The organism is Streptomyces sp. NPDC002537, from assembly GCF_053594975.1.
The window spans coordinates 56,391-75,083 of record NZ_JBSFWT010000022.1 but is presented as its reverse complement, the minus strand read 5'-3'; the positions used below and the strand labels follow the sequence as shown (position 1 = coordinate 75,083).

The 18,693-nt window shown below is 71.9% G+C and carries 17 protein-coding genes; 3 read left to right on the top strand and 14 right to left on the bottom strand.

Annotated elements, in window-relative coordinates:
- Positions 1 to 248: 248 nt before the first annotated feature.
- The 8 genes from ACWD4A_RS13270 to ACWD4A_RS13235 form a co-directional block, all read right to left on the bottom strand.
- Positions 249 to 431 (bottom strand): rubredoxin, encoded by a 183-nt coding sequence (locus ACWD4A_RS13270; RefSeq protein ID WP_451193162.1) that lies wholly within the window; start codon positions 429 to 431, stop codon positions 249 to 251.
- 5 nt (positions 432 to 436) lie between these two features.
- Entirely contained in the window at positions 437 to 1,312 is an 876-nt protein-coding gene (locus ACWD4A_RS13265) for an alpha/beta fold hydrolase (protein WP_451193160.1), read from the bottom strand.
- Positions 1,309 to 2,415: a fatty acid desaturase gene (locus ACWD4A_RS13260; RefSeq protein ID WP_451193159.1), complete on the bottom strand. Its 1,107-nt coding sequence runs from the start codon at positions 2,413 to 2,415 to the stop codon at positions 1,309 to 1,311. The genes ACWD4A_RS13265 and ACWD4A_RS13260 overlap by 4 nt, the downstream gene beginning before the upstream one ends.
- Positions 2,416 to 2,429: 14 nt before the next feature.
- Positions 2,430 to 2,729: an acyl carrier protein gene (locus tag ACWD4A_RS13255; protein WP_451193157.1), complete on the bottom strand. Its 300-nt coding sequence runs from the start codon at positions 2,727 to 2,729 to the stop codon at positions 2,430 to 2,432.
- Positions 2,730 to 2,789: 60 nt separating this feature from the next.
- Positions 2,790 to 3,737 (bottom strand): acyl-CoA desaturase, encoded by a 948-nt coding sequence (locus ACWD4A_RS13250; protein WP_451193154.1) that lies wholly within the window; start codon positions 3,735 to 3,737, stop codon positions 2,790 to 2,792.
- Positions 3,738 to 3,849: 112 nt separating this feature from the next.
- Positions 3,850 to 4,797: an acyl-CoA desaturase gene (locus ACWD4A_RS13245; protein WP_451193152.1), complete on the bottom strand. Its 948-nt coding sequence runs from the start codon at positions 4,795 to 4,797 to the stop codon at positions 3,850 to 3,852.
- Positions 4,798 to 4,809: 12 nt separating this feature from the next.
- Positions 4,810 to 6,615 carry a fatty acyl-AMP ligase gene (locus ACWD4A_RS13240; RefSeq protein WP_451193150.1) on the bottom strand — a complete coding sequence of 602 codons (1,806 nt, stop codon included), beginning with the start codon at positions 6,613 to 6,615 and terminating at the stop codon, positions 4,810 to 4,812.
- A 238-nt stretch (positions 6,616 to 6,853) separates the two neighbouring features.
- Positions 6,854 to 7,651 (bottom strand): thioesterase family protein, encoded by a 798-nt coding sequence (locus tag ACWD4A_RS13235; RefSeq protein WP_451193148.1) that lies wholly within the window; start codon positions 7,649 to 7,651, stop codon positions 6,854 to 6,856.
- 583 nt (positions 7,652 to 8,234) lie between these two features.
- Between ACWD4A_RS13235 and ACWD4A_RS13230 the strand changes: the two genes are divergently transcribed.
- Both ACWD4A_RS13230 and ACWD4A_RS13225 read left to right on the top strand, forming a co-directional pair.
- Complete coding sequence (locus ACWD4A_RS13230) at positions 8,235 to 9,227, top strand: beta-ketoacyl-ACP synthase 3 (protein WP_451193147.1); 993 nt, start codon at positions 8,235 to 8,237, stop codon at positions 9,225 to 9,227.
- A 117-nt stretch (positions 9,228 to 9,344) separates the two neighbouring features.
- Positions 9,345 to 10,040 (top strand): 2OG-Fe dioxygenase family protein, encoded by a 696-nt coding sequence (locus ACWD4A_RS13225; protein WP_451193145.1) that lies wholly within the window; start codon positions 9,345 to 9,347, stop codon positions 10,038 to 10,040.
- A 60-nt stretch (positions 10,041 to 10,100) separates the two neighbouring features.
- On the opposite strand, the gene ACWD4A_RS13220 is transcribed toward ACWD4A_RS13225, so the two are convergent.
- Positions 10,101 to 11,579, bottom strand: coding sequence for a hypothetical protein (locus ACWD4A_RS13220; protein ID WP_451193143.1), 1,479 nt, complete (start codon positions 11,577 to 11,579; stop codon positions 10,101 to 10,103).
- Between the two features lie 202 nt (positions 11,580 to 11,781).
- Positions 11,782 to 12,804 carry a terpene synthase family protein gene (locus tag ACWD4A_RS13215; protein WP_451193142.1) on the bottom strand — a complete coding sequence of 341 codons (1,023 nt, stop codon included), beginning with the start codon at positions 12,802 to 12,804 and terminating at the stop codon, positions 11,782 to 11,784.
- Between the two features lie 648 nt (positions 12,805 to 13,452).
- Between ACWD4A_RS13215 and ACWD4A_RS13210 the strand changes: the two genes are divergently transcribed.
- Positions 13,453 to 13,863: an NUDIX hydrolase gene (locus tag ACWD4A_RS13210; protein ID WP_451193140.1), complete on the top strand. Its 411-nt coding sequence runs from the start codon at positions 13,453 to 13,455 to the stop codon at positions 13,861 to 13,863.
- Between the two features lie 77 nt (positions 13,864 to 13,940).
- Here the strand turns inward: ACWD4A_RS13210 and ACWD4A_RS13205 are convergent, their stop codons facing one another.
- The 4 genes from ACWD4A_RS13205 to ACWD4A_RS13190 all read right to left on the bottom strand — a co-directional run bounded on the left by ACWD4A_RS13205 (position 13,941) and on the right by ACWD4A_RS13190 (position 18,683).
- The gene (locus tag ACWD4A_RS13205) at positions 13,941 to 14,894 is read right to left on the bottom strand and encodes a TNT domain-containing protein (RefSeq protein WP_451193137.1); all 954 of its coding nucleotides are present in this window, start codon (positions 14,892 to 14,894) and stop codon (positions 13,941 to 13,943) included.
- A 254-nt stretch (positions 14,895 to 15,148) separates the two neighbouring features.
- Positions 15,149 to 16,693 (bottom strand): GMC family oxidoreductase, encoded by a 1,545-nt coding sequence (locus ACWD4A_RS13200; protein ID WP_451193134.1) that lies wholly within the window; start codon positions 16,691 to 16,693, stop codon positions 15,149 to 15,151.
- A 2-nt stretch (positions 16,694 to 16,695) separates the two neighbouring features.
- Positions 16,696 to 17,097 (bottom strand): VOC family protein, encoded by a 402-nt coding sequence (locus ACWD4A_RS13195; protein ID WP_451193132.1) that lies wholly within the window; start codon positions 17,095 to 17,097, stop codon positions 16,696 to 16,698.
- Positions 17,094 to 18,683 carry an MFS transporter gene (locus tag ACWD4A_RS13190; protein ID WP_451193131.1) on the bottom strand — a complete coding sequence of 530 codons (1,590 nt, stop codon included), beginning with the start codon at positions 18,681 to 18,683 and terminating at the stop codon, positions 17,094 to 17,096. The genes ACWD4A_RS13195 and ACWD4A_RS13190 overlap by 4 nt, the downstream gene beginning before the upstream one ends.
- Positions 18,684 to 18,693: the final 10 nt, after the last annotated feature.

Below are 18,693 nucleotides of genomic sequence, written 5' to 3'. Positions count from 1 at the left end.
GGGGGAGACCCCCAGACCCCCGACCACGCTCCGCGCGGTGTCCTCAAACTCCCCCAGCTACCGCTGGGAGGTGCCCCCAGGACGGGCTGGATTTCGCGGACCGTGGCTCTTTGACCTGCGGCCCGCAGGCTTGCGGCCCGCAGGCTGCGGACTACGCCAGCAGAACCAGCCCGTCCGGCGATTGAGGACGCGGCCGCAGGCCGCTCTCGCTGCTGGGCCCGGGGCGGAGCCTCCGGTGGCGGGTCGGGTCACATGGGGGTCATGACGAAGTCGTCCTTCGTCGTGCCGCAGTCGGGGCACTTCCAGTCGTCCGGGACGTCTTCCCAGGGCGTGCCCGGGGCGATGCCTTCCTCCGGGAGGCCCAGCGCCTCGTAGTACACCCAGCCGCAGACGAGGCACATCCACGCCCTGTTGCCGGTTTCGTCGTTCAAGGGACTCAAGGGATGGTCTCTCCAGTCCTCGTGCCGTGCTCCGCGACGAACGCGGAGACGGCGCTCTTCACTTCGGGTGACATCAGGATGCCCATATGGCCCCGCCCGGGGGCCCTTTCCAGCCGTACGCCGGGCAGACCGGCGGCGATGGCCTCCGCCTCGCAGAACGGCACGACCGGGTCGTCGGGGTCGTGCAGGGCCAGCACCGGACGGTCGAGGCCGCCGCCCAGGCCGACGACGTCCCAGTGGCTGACGGGCACCCCGTTGCGGCGGTGCAGCTCGCGGTACACGCGGTCGACGGTGCCGCGGGACAGCCGCAGTTCGCCCTTCGCCCAGCCCTCCAGCACCGCCGTCAGCGTGCAGGTCGGCGCGACGAGGACGAGGCAGTCGACGCCCTCCCGCGGGCGCGCGGCCAGGGCGCCGACCGCGGCGATCGACCCCAGCGAGTGCGCCACGACCACCCGTGCCCCGCCGAGCGAGTCCAGGGCGGCCCCCACCGCCGTGGTGTACTGCGTCATCGTCGCCCGCACCCCCTCGTGCACCCCATGGGCGGGGCCGTCGAACGCGGCCACCCGGTAGCCGAGTTGACGCAAAGGCGCGATGAGGGAGTACATGCTGCTGCTGTCGGAGCCCCAGCCGTGGACGAGCAGGGCGGTCGGCGCGTCGTCGTCGCCCCACAGATAGCCGCCGCGCACATCGGGGTGACTGTCGACCGTGAATCCGCGGGCGCCCAGGGGCAGGACGTTGTCGGGCCTGCCGCCGAGCGGGCGGGTCCGGCTGAACACGTCGGTCGCCCAGCGGCCTCCGACGCCCGGCAGCAGGGCACCGACCGCCGCGTGGGCGGCCCTCCTCAGCACGGGCGGTGTCACGAGCGGCGTCATGACGGCGTCTTCACCGCGGGTGCGGCGTCGACGTCCACCGGCGCGATCTTCGTACGGGAGAAGTCGGTGTAGAAGCCGGACTCCGTGTCGTAGAAGTGCAACCGCCGGATGATCCGCGCCAGTTGGCCCACCCGCACCCGCTCCTCGCGGACCATGCCGGGGTACGCCTCCTTCAGCGCGGCCTGGGCCTTGCGGAGGTTGTAGAAGGGGACGACCGGGGCCACGTGGTGGGCCGTGTGGATGGAGATGTTGTGGGTGAGGAACAGCAGCCACTTCGGGTACACGTAGTCCGTCGTCACCAGCAGCCGGCTGGCGTTGCGCGTCCAGTGCTCGTTGGTCAGGTAGGGCACGTCGCTGGAGCTGTGGTGCATCAGCGTCGTCGCGCTGAACCAGGCGTGGGTGGCGAGCCACGGCGCGACGAAGTACAGCAGGAAGCCCGTCACGCCCGTGAACCAGATCAGCGGGGTGAAGTACAGGACGCACACGGCCAGGACGAAGGCGATCGACCGGCGGACGTCGCGGCGCGCCTCCCGCTTGGGGAAGAAGGAGGGCCGGAAGCCCGACTCCCGCCAGTAGTTGATGGTGCCGCCCCAGAACGCCCAGGTGCGCGTCCCGTGGTAGATCACCTTCTCGTGGAACGGCATGCGGTCGTACAGCGCCGCCGGGACCGGCCGCCAGTCCGTGTCCAGCTCCAGGTTGTTGGTGTGGCTGTGGTGCAGGTTGTGGACGTGCCGCCAGGCGTGGAAGGGGTAGACCAGGGGCAGCAGGGACACATGGCCGATCGCGAAGTTGAACTTGCGCGACCGGGAGAAGGAGCCGTGCCCGCAGTCGTGGGCGATGCAGTGCAGCCCCCAGCCGCCGAGGCCCGCCACCACCCACAGCGGGATGCAGAACAGCCAGTGCGGCGCGTAGGCCACGCCCACGATCGCCCCGGCGTACAGCACCCAGCTGACGGCGAAGCCGAGGAGCCCGCGGCCCACCCGGGGTTCGAAGTAGTCCTTCGGGATCGCCGACGCGAGCCGCTCACCTTCGAGCTGTTCCGACTTGCGGAGGAACGACCGGAAGTGCTCGCCCGGTTCCGAGGGGAAGTTGTACGCGGCCACCGTCCCCCGTCCCTTCAGCCGGTCCGGTCGGACAGCCTGAGCTCCCGCGCCAGGTAGCCGCTCAGGTCGTCGATGGTCTGGTGCTCGTAGAGCAGGCCCGGGGAGAGCCGTCGTTCGACGACCTTCTCCAGGGCGCCGGACACCTGGACGGCGACGCGGGAGTCGAGCCCGTACGCCTCGAACGACTTCCCGGTGTCGATGTCGGCGGGCGCCACCTCGATCCGCTTGGCCAGGTGGTCGATCAGCCACTGCCGGAGGGACTCCTCCGTCAGCGGACCGGATATCTGCTGTGCGTCCTTCTTGCGTCCGAACATGTGGGTGAGGCTCCTGCCGGTATGCGGGGTCGGATGTCGCGGATGGGGGTGGCACGGTGGTCAGGCGGCGGCCTTCACGGCCCGTTTCCTGGCGATGGTCGCCGCGTCCGGTTCCCGGAGGTCCCAGACGACGCCCGCCTTGCCCAGGCCGAACAGCAGCCAGCCGCTGAGGTCCGGCTCCCACCAGGTCACACCGTGGCGGTACGAGCCCGGGAACGCGTGGTGGTTGTTCTGCAGCCCCTCGCCGAAGGTGAACGCGGCGACGGGCCAGTTGTTGGCGCTGCGGTCGGAGTTGTCGAAGGGGCGGGTGCCGATGGCGTGGCAGACCGAACCGACGCACCAGGCCGCCTGGTTGGCGATGAAGATCCTCGCCAGCCCGCCGAACACCAGGCCGGTGAGGGCGGCCATCGGCCGCTGCTCGACGGCGAAGCCGATCACCGCGGGGAGCAGCACCCCGGAGACCACCCAGGTGGGATAGGTGCGGTGGTACCACATCAGGCGGCGGTCGCGCAGGACGTCCGGGGCGAAGACCGTCCACTTGGAGGTCTCGTCGCTCAGCATCCAGGGCATGTGCGCGTACCAGAGGCCGCGCAGCCTGGCGCGCAGGCTCCGGCCGTGCAGGTTGGGCGAGTGCGGGTCGCCCTCGCGGTCGCTGAACCGGTGGTGGCGGCGGTGGGTCGTGACCCAGAACATCAGCGGGCCCTGGGCGCCCATCGAGCCGGTGACCATCATGACGCCCTCGAAGAAGGGCGAGGTCTTGAACGCCTTGTGCGAGAGGTAGCGGTGGAAGCCGATGGTGATGCCGCCCATGTGCACGAAATACATCACGGCGAACAGGACCAGGTCCGTGGTCGTGAAGTTGCCGGTCCACAGGAAGTAGCCGGCCGCCGCGGTGCCGAGCAGCGGCAGGGTCATCGTGGTCAGTGCGGAGAACCGTTTGATGCGGCGGCTCGCGGGGTCCAGCTTGACGATCGCCGCCGCGAGGGGATCGACGGTTGTTGCGGACACGTGGTGCTCCTTTCTGCGACTGCTGGTTTCTGCGACTGCTGGGATGCGCGGCGGTACGGCCGGTGACTGTGCGCTGCACCGGCGGACCGGCGGAGGCGCGCGCACCGCCCGCCTAAGGCCGTGCGCGTTTCGGGTAGCGGACGTCGGACACCAGACCCAGCAGGTCCAGCAGCCGGATGAAGTCCCCCGCGATGTCGATCTGCCAGAACGCGTGCCGGTTGTGCGCCAGGGACGGCTGCGCGTGGTGGTTGTTGTGCCAGGACCCGCCGACCGAGAACGGCGCGAGCGAGGCCACGTTGCGGCTGTTGTCACGGGTGCGGTGCGGGCGGCTGCCCAGCGTGTGGCCGATCGAGTTGACGCTCCACGTCACGTGGTCGAGCAGGAAGATCCGGGCGAGCCCGCCCCAGAGGAGGCCGCCGACGGCCCCCCGGGCGCCGCCGCCGGTGAGCGCCCAGCCGAGCAGGGCGGGCAGCGCGAGGCCGAGCAGGACCCAGCCGAAGTAGTACGCGTTGATCTTCATGACCAGCCGGTTGCGCAGCAGGTCCGGGACGCGCTTGCTCCAGTTCTCCCGGCGGACCGTGAACAGCCAGCCGACGTGCCCGTGCCACAGGCCGCGGAGCCTGCCGAACGGTCTGCCGTCCTCGACCGGCCGCGGCGAGTGCGGGTCGCCGTCGCGGTCGGTGAAGGCGTGGTGCTGCCGGTGGGTGGCCACCCAGAACACGATCGGGCCCTGGGCGGCCATGGACCCCGCGATGCCCCAGAAGGCGGTGACGCCGGGCCGGGCCGCGAAGGAGAGGTGCGAGAAGAAGCGGTGGAAGCCGCCCTCGACCCCCAGCGAGGTCAACAGGTACATGCCGACGAGCAGACCGAGGTCGACGGCGGTGAATCCGTAGGAGAGGGAGAACAGCACCGCCCCGGCGAATCCGAGGGTGGGCACCCCCACGGTGACATAGGCGAGCCGGCGGGCCGACGCGTCGGTGTCGGCGGCGGGCGGGCCGTCGGCCGCGGCGGGCGACGGACCGGCGGAGACGTCGGCGGAGGTCTCGGGCACAGAGGTCATGGGAGGCTCCCGTCACCGCGCGGACAAGGACATGTCGTCGGCGGCCGGGCGCAAACTCCTCAGCGTGCCCTGGGCATAGGCCCGCCGCGTCGCGTCCCGGCGGACCTTTCCGCTGGTCGTCATCGGAATGGCGCCGACGGGCCCGAAGTGCACATCCGCCGGGGCCACGCCGTGTTCCGCGGTCACGGCGGCGACCACCGCGTCCCGCACCCGGTCGAATTCGGCGGCCAATTGCCGGGCGGTGCCCCGGAATTCGATGACCACCACCAGTTCCTCGCCGTTCTCCCCGGGCACGGAGAAGGCCGCCGCGCCGCGCAGCGTGTCGTGACAGCGCCGTACGGAGTGCTCGATGTCCTGCGGATAGAGATTGCGGCCCGCGATGACGACGAGATCCTTGAGGCGCCCGGTGACACAGAGCTCCCCGTCGAGCAGGAATCCAAGGTCGCCGGTGCGCAGATAGGTCCGTTCACTTTCCGAACCCACCAGGTGGGCGGCGAAGGTCCCGGCGGTGAGCTCCGGTTCGCCGAGGTAGCCCGTGGCGACGTTGGGGCCGTGCACCCAGATCTCGCCGACGTGTCCGGGCGCCGCGGGCCGGCGGCTCTCCGGGTCGACGACGATCACTTCGTGCCCGGCGGCGATCTCGCCGCAGCTGACGATCCGGGTGGCCCGGCCGTCCCCGGCCGCCGCGCCGTCCCCGGCGTCGAGCTGCCGTACGAGGCCGTTCTCCAGCTCCGCCCTGTCCAGCCACACGGTCCTGACGGGGGTGCCCGTGCGCTTGCCGGAGACGTAGAGGGTGGCCTCGGCGAGCCCGTAGCACGGGATGAGCGAGGTCTCGTCGTAGCCGCGCGGGCCGAAGCGCTCGCGGAAGGCGTCCAGGGTGGCCCGCGAGACGGGCTCCGAGCCGCAGAAGACCTGGCGCAGGGTGCCGAGTTCGAGCGTCGCCAGCTCCTCGTCGGTGATGTGCGACGTACAGAGGTCGAACGCGAAGTTCGGGCCGACCGAAATGGTCACCTTGTTGTCGGTGACGGCCTTGAGCCAGCGGTACGGCTGCTGCACGAAGTACGCGGGGGGCATCAGGACGAGCGGCCAGCCGCCGTGCACCGCGAGCATGATCGTGCCCATCAGGCCCATGTCGTGGTACGGCGGCAGCCAGGTGCAGCCGACGCGGTCGGGCTCGTAGCCCATGTTCTCTTCGAGGACACGGCAGTTGCTGACGAGGTTGTCGTGGGTGAGCACGATGCCCTTGGGGTCTCCGGTCGAGCCGGAGGTGTACTGCAGGAGGGCCGGTTCGGCGATCCGTACGGGGGTCGCGCGGGGGCCGTCCGCCGAGGACGGCGAGGGCGACGAGGACGCCGGGGTCTTCGGGGTCTTCGGGGTCTTCGGGGTCTTCGGGAAGGTGGTGTCGTCGACGAACATCCACTGCGGGCGGGGCGCGGATGCCGGGAGTCCGTCCTCGAACTGGGCCACGCGTTCCGCCAGCCTGGCATCCGCGATGATCACGTCGGGAGCACAGTCCTGGACGATCGAGGCGAAGCGCGCGAGGGCCCTCCTGCCGGCGGGCGGGAAGGAGGGCACGGCGGTGGCGCCGGCCCGGAAGATCCCGAAGAGGGCGGCGACGTAGTGGAGTCCCGGGTCGAGGGCCAGGACCACGCGGCGCCCGGTGAGTTCGCGCCGCAGCAGGTCGGCGGCGATGACGGCGGCGTGTTCCGCGAGGTCCTGGTACGTCCAGTCGACGGCCGTGTCGCCCGTGCCGTCCGGCAGGAACCGGAAGGCGAGGCGGGGCGGGAGGCCCGCCCGGTATTCGAGTATTTCCGGCAAGGATGCGGGCCGTTCCTCACGAGCCCACCCCGATATGTGATCCACCGCGCCCCCCGTTACCGCTCTCGAGACCTGGGCCCGTCATCCCTGCGATGCCGGGCCCCGCGTTCCTGTGGTGCCGATTGCCGTAGTGCTGTGGTGCCGTAGTGCTGTGGTTCATGTGGTGCCGTGGTGCTCTTGCCGTGGTGCGGTGGTGCTTTTGCGTTGTGGTGCTTTTGCGCTGTGGTGCGGTGACGTGTCAGTCGGTGCGGATGATGCGCAACTGCCGTGCCGATCCCAGGTGGGCGCCGTCCCGGCCCCAGGCGTCGATCTCCTCGTCCACCCAGCCGTCGCTGCCGGCCGTCCGGGTCCGTGCGCGCAGCAGGATCCAAGGCGAGGCGGCCCGTTCCAGGTTCTCACCGGGCCGGACGGTGAGCTCGATGGTCGGCACCAGCGCCAGTGTCGACAGCACGGCCGCGTAGGACGGCGCCAGCGAGTCCATCAGCAGGACGAACCGGGCCGCGTCCGGCGGTCGCTCGTCCTCCAGCAGCCTGATCCAGGCGACGAGTTCGGGCTCGGGGCCACCCGCGTAGGGCCGCGCGGTGCCGACCGGCCGGATTTCCAGATAGCGGGAAATGGGCACGAACTCCGGTGGAATGGCGAAGATCTCGCAGTCCTCCGGAGGCGGTGCCGTCGGCGCCGTCGGCGCGAACGTCCGCCATTCCGCGGGCTTCGGGGCACCGAAGACCGCCGAGGCCTCCACGTGCGTCCCCTTGGCCGTCACCGCCCGGGCGGTCATCGCCGTGACGGTCCGCCCGGCGCGCGCCAGGGAGGTCTCCACCCGGAATTCGTCACCGATCGTCCGCTGGAAACGCGCGGTGACGCTGCGCAGGGGAATGTCGGGCACTTCGCTCCGCATCGCGGCCGTCATGAGCGCGAGCGTGAGTCCGCCGTGGAAACCGCCGAATCCGTTCAGATGCGTTCCGGCGTCGATCCACTCACCCACGGGCCGGCGCAGCAGTTCCACAGGTGACAGGGACGAAGGAGCGTTCGTCATGCGCACACCGTCCCGGTCACCGCTGACGCGGCTCGGACGGGCGCGGGGGACTCCGAACGGAGGCGGATCTCGATCGTCGACAACAGGCCAGACATTGCGATGAGTTGGATCACACAGGTGACCGTAGAAGGGGCCCATGTCGCCAAGCAAGCAATAATTTTTGTGACCCGCGTCACGGGCGCGTAAATCATGGTGACGGCGTGATGTTCAACACTCTACGGCCCGCTCCGGGCGGGTTGCGGATTCCAACCCGCCCGGAGATAGTCTCCCCGGCGAGTGAGCTCACGATCCGGCTCGGGGGGCCTGTATGCGCGGCGCCGCGGTCACCCCTGCGGTTCAACTCCCCCACGGCGGAAGCCGCGCGCCATATTGTCGCCCCAGGCGGGAACGGTCGGCCCGCGCTTTTCCGGAGCGGGGCCGGAACACCGGACGCGGGCCCCGACGGCGTCCGGCGCGGCCCGTCCCGGCCGGTGGTCCCGTCGATACCCCGGTGACCGGCTCCGCGGCCGGCGCGGAAAAGCGGGCCGGTGGAGTCGACCGGACGCGGCCCGGCATCCAGGAGGGACCGAAGGTGGGTATTGCCATGCCTATAGAGCGAACTGCCGTACAGAACGTAGGAATTCTGGGGATCGGCGCGTACCGGCCGCACCGCGTCGTGGGCAATGAGGAGATCGCCGCCCGCACGGGGCGTACCGCCGAGTGGATAGAACGGCGTACGGGCATCGTCGAGCGCCGCCACGCCGCGCCGGACGAGACCGTCGCCGACATGGCGGTGGAGGCCGCGTGGAAGGCGGCGGCGGACGCCGGGGTCACGCCCGGCAAGCTGGACACCGTCGTCCTGGCCTCCATGTCCGGCCTGCGGCAGACCCCCGGGGGCGCGGCCGGGATCGCGGACCGGCTGGGCGTCAGGGCAGCGGCGTTCGACCTCGACGCGGCCTGCGCGGGCTTCTGCTACGCGCTGGCGCTGGCGGCCTCGCTGGTGCGCGACGGGTCGGCCCGCCATGTGCTCGTGGTGGGCTCCGACAAGATGACGGACATCGTGGATCCCGAGGACGCGTCCACCGCCATTCTGTTCGCCGACGGTGCCGGGGCGGTGGTCGTAGGGCCGCGGGAAGAGGGCGGAATCGGCCCGGTCGTCTGGGGTTCCGACGGAAGTCGGGGCGATCTCATCGCGCACTCCGCCGACTGGCTGGAGTACCGCGACCACCCCGAAATCGCTTGGCCCACGATGCGGATGGCGGGTCCGGAGGTATTCCGCTGGGCGATCGCCGAGATGCCGGAAATTGCCCGGGAGGCAATAGCCGCCGCGGGGATCCGGATGGCGGATCTCGGGGCGTTCGTGCCGCACCAGGCGAATCTCCGGATGATCGAGACGATGGTGCAGCGGTTGTCGTTGCCCGCGCATGTGGCCGTGGCGCGGGATGTGGTGCACTCCGGGAATACGTCGGCGGCGTCGATTCCGCTCGCCGTGGCGCGGCTGCGTGAATCGGGGGCCGTCGGCAGCGGCGATCTGGCGCTGTTCCTCGGCTTTGGCGCCGGCCTCACCTGGGGTGCCCAAGTCGTACGGCTCCCGTGATTCCCCGCGGCACCCTCGCCGGGTTGTACCGTGGTCCGCCCCAGCCGGTTTCGGGACGGTGCGGGGCTGGGGAAAAACCCGCCACCCCGGCCCGCTGACGAAAAGGCAAGGGACGCCATGAACCCACCTCCCCCTTTCGTCCACTTCGGCCCCGAGCCACTGACCGCCGCGCTCCGCGCCGCACCGGCGGAGGGCGTCGCGGAATTCACCGCTTCCTGGGACGACCTGCCGCCCGACACCCACCTCGGCGCGGGGAGGCCGTACCGCTTCCGCCGCTACGGCTCCTTCCGGGTGCGCGGCGGCCGGTTGACGCCCCTCCCCCACGCCGCGTTCTTCCAGCACGGGACGGGGCGGCTCTTCGCCCCGCTGGACGGCGCCGTGGCGGCGGGCGAGGCGCTGCGCGCCCTGGTGTCCGCCCTCCACGAGCGGCTGCCCGGCCCCCGGGACGGCATCGACACCTGCGGCGTCCACCAGATCCGGGTCACGGCCACGGCCGACGCGGAGGGGCACCCGGCCCCCGAGGGCATCCACCGGGACGGTCACGCCTATGTCGCCCAGGTGCTGATCCGCCGTCAGGACGTGCGGGGCGCGGAGTCGTGTCTCTACGACCTCCGGGAGCGGCCCGTCCACCGGGCGCTGCTCGCCGCGCCGTTGGAGACGATCATCCTCGACGACCGCCGCGTGCTGCACGGCGTCTCGCCGATCCGGCCCGTTCCGGGCGCCGGGTCCGGCGTCCGGGACATGCTGCTCGTCGACTTCTTCCCGTCGGCGGCCGGGCGTACATCGGGGCGTGGTTCCAGCGCGGCGATATAAGCGACGGCATAAGCATCGAAGCGGTCGAGCGCGCGCACCGGGACCGAGGGGTGTGCCGGGTCAGCGGAACTCCGCCAGCCGGGGGCGTACGCCGAGGACGGCGAGGGCGGCGGCGGTGAGAACGCCCGCGCCGAGCAGCCAGGGCTCGCTCCCGGCGGTGCCGGCGCCGTCGTGGGCGCGCTCCCGGAAGACCGCCGCGTTGACCTCGATGAGCTTGCCCAGCTCCTTGTTGTAGAGCTCCAGGTGGTAGTTGGAGCCGCCCTGCTGGTAGCTGTTGCACAGCCGGACGGCCTCCACCAGCCGTCCGCTCTCCACCAGCGCGCGGATGCGCCGGTCGTCGCGCTCGTAGTCCTGGTACGCGCGGACCGTGCGCTCGGCGGCGGCCCGCTCGCCGGGGAAGGTGATGTTGCGGAACTCGTCGCCGTAGTAGCCGGTGAAGCGCAGGTCGGAGTGGTCGGCGTCGTAGGCGGCCAGGGCGTCGGCGAGCCGGTTGTCGTACGTGTGGACGTCCGCTCCGGGCAGCCGCAGCAGGCGCTCGCTCTTGTCGAGGAAGCTCTGCTGGTAGCGGTCGCGGCGGTCGGCGTCGAGGAGGTAGCGGGACTCGTCCGCGTTCGCCTCGTACGACAGTGCGCGGGCCCGGCCGAGCGCGAAGACCGAGTCGAAGGAGTCCCGGCGGGCCACGCGCAGGTCCTCGCGCTGGCCGTCGAGGAAGCCGATGCCGAGGCCGAGGAGGACGGCGGTGAGCACGGTCGCGGCGGCCAGGGGGATGTTGACGACGCGCCGGAAGCGGATCGCGAGGAGGACCTGGAGGGCGACGAGCGCGGCGATCAGCAGCAGGCCGAGCAGGCAGACGGTGAGCCGGGTGCCGGACAGGTCGGACCGCTCGGCGGTGTAACGCGCCTCGAAGGCCCGGTTGTTGGTGTCGACGAGGCGGTCGGCCTCGGGCAGCACGACCTCGGTCATGTAGTCGGTGGCCGCCCGGTGGGCGAGGACCGCCTCGCGGGCGGGCCTGCCCGTGGGGGCGCCGGATCTGTCGCCGAGCAGCAGCGCGGCGGCCGCGCGCCGCTCGTACTCCGCCACGTCGGTGATCGTCCGGGCCACCGCCCCGCTCGTCCCGGGGTCCCCGGCGGCGGCCTCCGCGAGCCGCTCCAGTTCCCAGCCCGCCTCGGCGCGCCGGGAGTCGTAGATGCCGCCGGACTCCTTACGATGCGCGGCCTGTTCCGGGGAGGAGCCGTCCATCAGCTGGTTGGCGACCTGCGCGTCCATGTCGTTGAGCGCGAAGTAGAGCTGGGTGGCGCTCTCCACGCGGGGCGCGTCGCGGTGGGCGATGTCCCGCCAGGCGTCGCGGGAGGTGCCGCCGGACACCATCACACAGGCGGCGAGCGCGGCGGCGCAGAGCAGCACGGCGCCGGTGGAGCAGCGGACCAGGGTCGGCGTCCCCGCGGGGAGGCGGGGACGCCGGAGCCGGAGGGCGCGCCGCCGGGGGCCGACGGCCGGCGGCGCGCCCTCCGGTGCGGTCGGCGGCCCGGGGGGCCGCACCGGAGGAGGAGAGGGGACGACAGGAGTGGCCGGTTCTTCTCCGACGGCTGTGTGCGCCATCCTGTTCGTGCCTCTCCCCCGAGAACGCGGCACGTTCGCCGCGGCCCCAGCGTGCTCCGCACACCTGTACGGGGGAACGCCTCTTGATGCGTTCCTGACCCTGCCGTACGGTCTGTTGACGCGTCCCTGACGGCGGGCCCGTTCAGTCGACGGTCTGGGCTATCACGTCCTCGATGCGGGGGGAACGGATGACGTGCCAGACGCCGATGTCGCTGTAGCGGCCGCTGCTGTCGCTCCAGTCGAGGTTCCCCCGCATGCAGGCGCGGTTGGCGTCCAGGAACCGGTGGGTGCTCTCCCGCTCGTCGGCGGAGAGGCCGAAGGAGTCGCAGAGCTGGTCCACCTCGGCGGCCAGCCGCTGGAAGCGGCGGGTGCGCCGTCGCACCATGCGCTGGAGATGGACGACGGCCTGCTCCTGGGAGCAGGAGTGCTCCTTGCCCAGCAGCAGGACGGCGTTGTTGGGGTCGCCGTTCGCCTGGTCCTTCTCCAGCGAGTGCAGGTCGTTGGTGAGGGTGACGACTTCGGCGGTGATGTCCCTGATCTCCAGCATGCACATGCTCTGGTGGATCTCGGGGGGTGCCTCGAAGTGCCCGCACCGCTCGGAGACGTCCAGGACCACCTGGCTGCCGATGCCGTCCCGGCGCAGCTTCATGTAGGAGTCCATGCCGAGCGCGGTGCCGCTCTTGCGGTTGACGGCCTCCGAGACGTAGGTGAGGAAGTACTCCTCCCAGTGCCGTACCGCGCGCCCCCGCCAGGCGGCCGACATGCCCTGCTGGCAGCGGTTCCACAGGCTCGCCCAGAGGCGGGCCAGGGGGAACGAGGGCGAGACGAGGGAGGTCCCGGAACCCTGCCGGGCGAGGGCCGCCATCTCATGGCAGATCTCGTAGGTGGCGGCGGGGTTGCGCCCGAGGGCACCGTCGAAGAGGTCGTCGAAAAAGAAGAAGAAGCTCTGGACGGCGAGGCCGAAGGTCAGCTCCCGTTCGCTGACGTCCGGCAGGAAACCGGCCGCGAGCTTGGCGATGCCCCAGGACCGGTAGCGCTCGATGTTCTGCTGGCTGCTGAGTAACCCCTCGGTGATCAGCCATCGTTCGTTGCGTTCCGCGACGGTGTCCACCAACGGGTTGGTCCTGGTGGGAAATGGTATGTCGAGGGCAATGTCCTGGGGCATCTGGGGCCGGCCTCCTTCGGGCCTTCTACGGACGGAAGAAGGGGAACGCCGCCGCGACTGCGCCGTGTCCCCCCGGACGGTCGGTCGCTACCAGGCTGGTTCTCCGCTGCCTCCCCCGTGTCACCGGCGGCGGTTCGTGGTTTCACGACCCGCCCCCTCCCCCAGCCCGAGCCCTGGCAGGATGGTGCCCTCTAGACGCGAGCGTAAAAACGAAAACCATACATTCGATAGGTGTATTGGGGCACGCGGCGCACTCGGACCGTGCTGCATAGGCATCCGCACTAGTCCGTGCGCTACGCGCCCCCGGCGCGGCTCATCTGCGGCGCAGGGGATTCCGCTCGTTGAGCGGCCCGCCGTACGGCGGGCGCGCCGGCGGCACACGACGGGGGTGGGACGACCCACCGCCGCCCGCCCCTCCCTGACCGGGACGGGTGTACGAGTCGGCGCGGGTACGGTCCCGGCTACGCTGCCCCCGGCATATGGGGATGGCATATCGAGGCGACCGGAATCCGTACACCAGGACGGTGTTGGCCGGGCATGCCGCGGCGGGCGCACCGGAGCGGTATCCGTACCCCCGCGATCACGCGCCCCGGGAGCCGGGAGCATCATGGCTCCGTACAGCGCCCGCACGGCCCGAAGGAGTCCACGTTGAGCAGGACGATCGAAAAGGTGGCGTGGATCCGGGTGGACGGCGACGGCCGGGTGCTCACCGCGCGCTCCCACGGCAAGTCCGCCTTCTACCTGCCAGGTGGCAAGCCGGAGGCCGGCGAGGGCCACGAGGACGCCCTCGTCCGGGAGATCGCGGAGGAACTCGGCGTCGCCCTCGTCCCCGGGAGCATCCGGCACGCCCTGACCGTCGAGGCGGCGGCGGACGGGAAGTCGTCCGGCACGGTGGTCCGGATGGTGTGCTTCACGGCCGAGGGGGCCGGTGAGCCGGCTCCTCGGAGCGAGATCGCGGAGCTGGCGTGGCTGGCACCGGGCGATCGCGACCGCGTCAGCGCCGCCACGGCCCTGGTCCTCGACCGGCTCGCGGCGGCCGAGGGTCTGCCGGGCGCGTAACGCCTCATCTCCGGCGGCCCGTCACGGGCGGGCCGCGGCCCTGCCCGCCGCGCCTGCCCGCCGCGCCTGCCCGGACCCTAGTACTTCAGCAGCTCCACCAAGTCGCCGTACAGCCGGGCGCACGCGGCCGACTCGTCGGTGAAGGTGGCCACGGTGCGCTTCTGGCCGCGCTCGGTGAAGGAGATCTCCCACGCCCCGGACGAACGGTGCAGGGAGTAGAACTCGGAGGCGGGGGCGGCGGGTTCGTGGATGTCGCCGATGCGGTAGAAGTCGTCGGGGACGCCCGCCTTGCGGAGCTCGGCGCGCAGGGTGCGGCGGTCCACGTCAGCCCCGGCCGCGGGACGGGCGGACAACGACGGGCGGGCGGCGGCGCGCGGCGCGGTCGTGGGCAGCTCTTCCAGGTACTTGTTGTCCAGCAGCCACTTGACGTTCACGTCCTTCGGGAGGGTCTTGTCGGCCGCGGTGTCGAGCTTGATCTGCAGGCCCTTGCCGGGCTGGTTGAACCAGGGGGCGATGGCGCCCTCGTAGACGCCGAACGGCTTCTTGACGTTGTAGACATGGTAGTTGCAGGTGGGGCCGCCCGGGTAGGTGCGGAGGTTGGACGGCGGGATGGCGCGGGCGGCGTAGGAGACGTTCGTGGGGGCCAGGAAGGTGCCCGTGGGCTGGCCGAAGCGGTCCACGTGGGTGCCCGCCGACAGCTTGACGACCTTCTTGTCCTTCTCGAAGCCGTCGTTGCCGGGCCACTTCCAGTCCGAGTTGTCGGCCTTCCGCCACTCCTTCAGGAAGACGTCGGGGGCGGGGCTTCCCTTGCCGGTCCGTGTCCAGCCCTTCAGCAGCGGACCGAGCGGGGCCTTGGCGGGGAGGTCGGACGCGCCGAGGAGCCAGTTGTTGTCGAACGGTGTCGAGCAGGTGCCCTCGGCCGTCACCGTCCTCGGGTCGCCGCCGGACTGCGCGTGGGCGGTGCCGGTCAGGGCCGTGCCGGCCAGCACGGTGCCGCATATCGCCGCTGCTATTCGGACCTTGCTCGTCATGGGGGCTCCGGGTGGGCTGGTAGTGACTGGAGTGGCACCTTTGGCCACCACAGAACACTGCAACAGCAGACACACCGGAGGAAGCAGGTATCAGGACGCCCGGATCGGGCTCCGCCCATGCGGCGCGGCGCGCCAAGTCGCCACCAGGGGAATGGCTCCGCCCGCCCGGACGGGCGGATACCCCAGGTAACACACCATCAGATATTGGCTGAACCTGGCGCACCGTCAGGGTGCGCCCGCAGGCCGAAAACCCGTCAGCCCCGGATCAGGTCCGCCGCCTTCTCCGCGATCATGATGGTGGGGGCGTTGGTGTTGCCCCGGGGGATCACCGGCATGACCGAGGCGTCGCACACCCGGAGCGCCTCGACGCCGGTGACCCGGAGCCCGTCGTCGACCACGTCGCCCAGGGCGCAGGTGCCGACGGGGTGGTAGAGCGTCTGGGCGCGGGCACGCGTCCACCGCTCCAGCGCCGCGCGGTCCGTGCCGGACAGCTCGTACAGGCCCCCGAAGTGCCGTGCCAGCGGGCGGTTCGCGCCGATGCCGAGGACGAGTTCCAGGCCGTCGACGAGGCGGGCGAGGTCGCCCGGTGCGGTGCCGTAGCGCGGGTCGATCACGGGCGCGGCGGCCGGGTCGGCGGAGCGGAGGGTGACCGTTCCCCGGCTCCGGGGCGTCAGCAGGGACACCCCGATCGTGAAGCCGGGGCAGGGCGGCGGGGTCAGCCCGTGGTTGTCGAACAGGACGGGGGCTGCGTGCAGTTGAAGGTCCGGCAGCGCGCCGACGAAGCCGCCCGCCTCGACCACGTGGGACGCCAGCGGGCCCCGGCGCGCGCCCAGGTAGCGCAGCACGTTGACGGGTCGCAGGGCGGATTCCATCGTACGGATGCCCCGTACCTCCCAGCCGACGCCGACGGTCAGGTGGTCCTGGAGGTTGTGGCCGACGTGCGGGCTGTCGGCGGCCACGTCGATGCCGAGGGCGGCGAGCTCGGCGGCGGGGCCGATGCCGGACAGCAGGAGCAGCCGGGGCGAGCCGATGGTCCCGGCCGCCAGGATCACTTCGCGGCGGGCGCGGAACTCGGTTGCGCGGCCGTCGAGTTCGGCCGCGACGCCGACGGCGCGGCCGTGGTCGAGCAGGACGCGCCTGACGGTCGTTCGGGTACGCACCGTCAGATTGGGGCGGCGGGCGGCGGGGCGGAGGAACGCGCGGGCGGTGCTGTCGCGGCGGCCGCGCCGTACGGTGGTCTGGTAGTAGCCGACGCCGTCCTGCGTGGCGCCGTTGAAGTCGGGGTTCGCGGGCAGGCCCGCCGCCTCGGCCGCCGCGAGGAACGCCTCGCTGAGCGGGTGCCGGTCGCGGAGGTCGCCGACGCCGAGCGGGCCTCCGGTGCCGTGGTGGGCGTCGGCTCCGCGGGTGTTGTCCTCGGAGCGCGTGAAGTACGGGAGGACGTCGTGGTGGGCCCAGCCGCGCAGGCCGCGGGCCGCCCAGCCGTCGTAGTCGGCGGGGTTGCCGCGGATGTAGACCATGGCGTTGACCGAGGAGCCGCCGCCGAGGACCTTGCCCGCGGGCCAGTAGAGTTCGCGGCCGTCGAGCCGGGCCTGGGCGCGGGTGCGGTGGTCCCAGTCGACCTCGGTCCTGAAGAGCGTCGGGAAGGCCGCGGGGACGGCGATGCCCCGGACCGCGTCGTCCCGGCCCGCCTCCAGGAGGAGGACGCGGGTGCCGGGGTCCGCGCTGAGCCGGTTCGCCAGGACGCAGCCGGCGGAACCCGCGCCCACGATCACATAGTCGTGGGCGGCCCGCTCCGGCACGGTCACTCCTTGTCGGAGTGGCAGACGGCTTCGAGCAGGAAGCCGTGGGGGTCGGTCCAGAAGGTGGCGTAGTAGGGCGGCGGGTATTCGGGGAACTCCCGTGGCGGATGGACGAGTTCACCGCCGAGCGCGGTCACGGCGGCGGCGACCTCCCGGACCCGGGTGCGGGTGCGGACCTTGAAGGCGAGGTGCTGGAGCCCGGTGCGGTGCCGCGAGTACGCGCCGGACGGGTCCGCGCTCCCGTACAGGAAGAGGTAGGTGCCGGATTTGCCGTCCACGGGCCGGTAGGCGTGCTGGGTCGCGTCGCCGAAGTAGGTCTCGAAGCCCAGCAGGGGCACGATCCGGTCGTAGTAGGCGACGGCCGCCCGCAGGTCGGGAACGTTGATGCCGAGGTGTCCGATCATGTGGTCCTGTCCTTCGCGGGGTTCGTCGGGCGGCGGGGCATGGCGACGAGCACCAGCAGCGCGGCGGCGAGGTTGCAGACGGCGGCGATGCCGATCGCCGTCTGGATGCTGTCGGCCAGGGCCCGGCCGGCCGGGTGGAGGATCGCCGTGCGCGCCGCCTCGGACAGCCCGGAGACGTCGGGGCGGCCGCCCGAGGACAACCGGTCGGCGATGCGGGCGCGTTCGGCGGGCGGGAGCGGGAGCGCGGCCAGCGCGCCAGGCAGCCGGTCGCGGAAGTGCCGGATCACCACCGTGCCCAGGACGGCGATGCCGAGGACGCCGCCGATCTGGCGCGAGGTCTGGACGGCCCCGGCGCCCATGCCCGCGCGGTTCGCCATGACCGCGCCGAGCACCGCGATGGTCCCGGGGGTGACGGCGAGGGTCGTGCCGAAGCCGATGAGGACGAACGGGCCCGCGTACTCCAGGTATCCGTCGTCCATCGGCACCCGGGTCAGCGCCAGCAGTCCGAGCGCGGACACGGCGCAGCCCGCGGCGAGCGGCAGCCGGGCGCCGTACCGGCCGGTGACCCACCCGGCGACGGGCGCGGCGACCGCGGTCGCGGCGGTCAGCGGGAGGAAGCGCAGCCCGGTCTCGTAGGCCGACAGCCTTTCGAAGGACTGCAGATGGACGGAGAGGAACAGCAGGACGCCGAACATGCCGAAGAAGGTGACCATGCCCGCGAGGTTGGGCAGGGTGAAGCCCCGGTCGCGGAAGAGGGCCGGGGGCAGGACGGGGGCGCGGGTCCGCAGCTCCCAGCCCGCGAAGGCGGCGAGGAGGGCCGCGGCGAGGGCGAGGGCGGTCAGCACGGCGGGCGAGGTCCAGCCCCAGTCGTCGGCCTGGATCAGTCCGAGGGTCAGGGAGCCGACGCCCGTGGCGAAGAGCAGCATGCCGACGGTGTCGACGGTGCGTCCGGCGTGGCCGCGGTGCCCGGTGAGAATCCGGTGTCCGGCGAGGGCGGTGAGGATTCCGATGGGCACGTTGACCCAGAACACGCCGGCCCAGCCGAAGCGGGTCACGAGCAGGCCCCCGATCAGCGGTCCGCCCGCGAGGCCGAGGCTGCCGGCGCCGGACCAGATGCCGACGGCGGCGGCGCGGACCTTCGGGCCGCCGCCCCGGGCGGTGATGAGGGAGAGCGAGATCGGCATGATCACCGCCCCGGAGGCGCCCTGCAGGCCGCGGGCGGCGAGGAGGACGCCGATGTTCGGGGCGGTCGCGCAGAGCGCCGAGGCGGCGGTGAAGCCCGCGATGCCGGCGAGGAAGACCCGTTTGTGGCCGAAGAGGTCGCCGATGTCGCCGGCGACGAGCATGAGGCAGGCGAAGGTGAGGGTGTAGACGTTGACGACCCATTGGAGTCCGGTGAAGGTCGTGCCGAGGGAGTCCTGGATGTCGGGCAGCGCGACGTTGACGATGGTCGTGTCGATCCAGACCATCAACAGCCCGGTGCAGAGGACGAGGAGGACCGGCGCCATGGACCGCAGGGTCACCGCGTCCCCGCCGGGGACGGCCGTCCTCGGCGCCGTGCGCGCGGACCGCTGCGCCTCCGTCATGTCCCTCCGC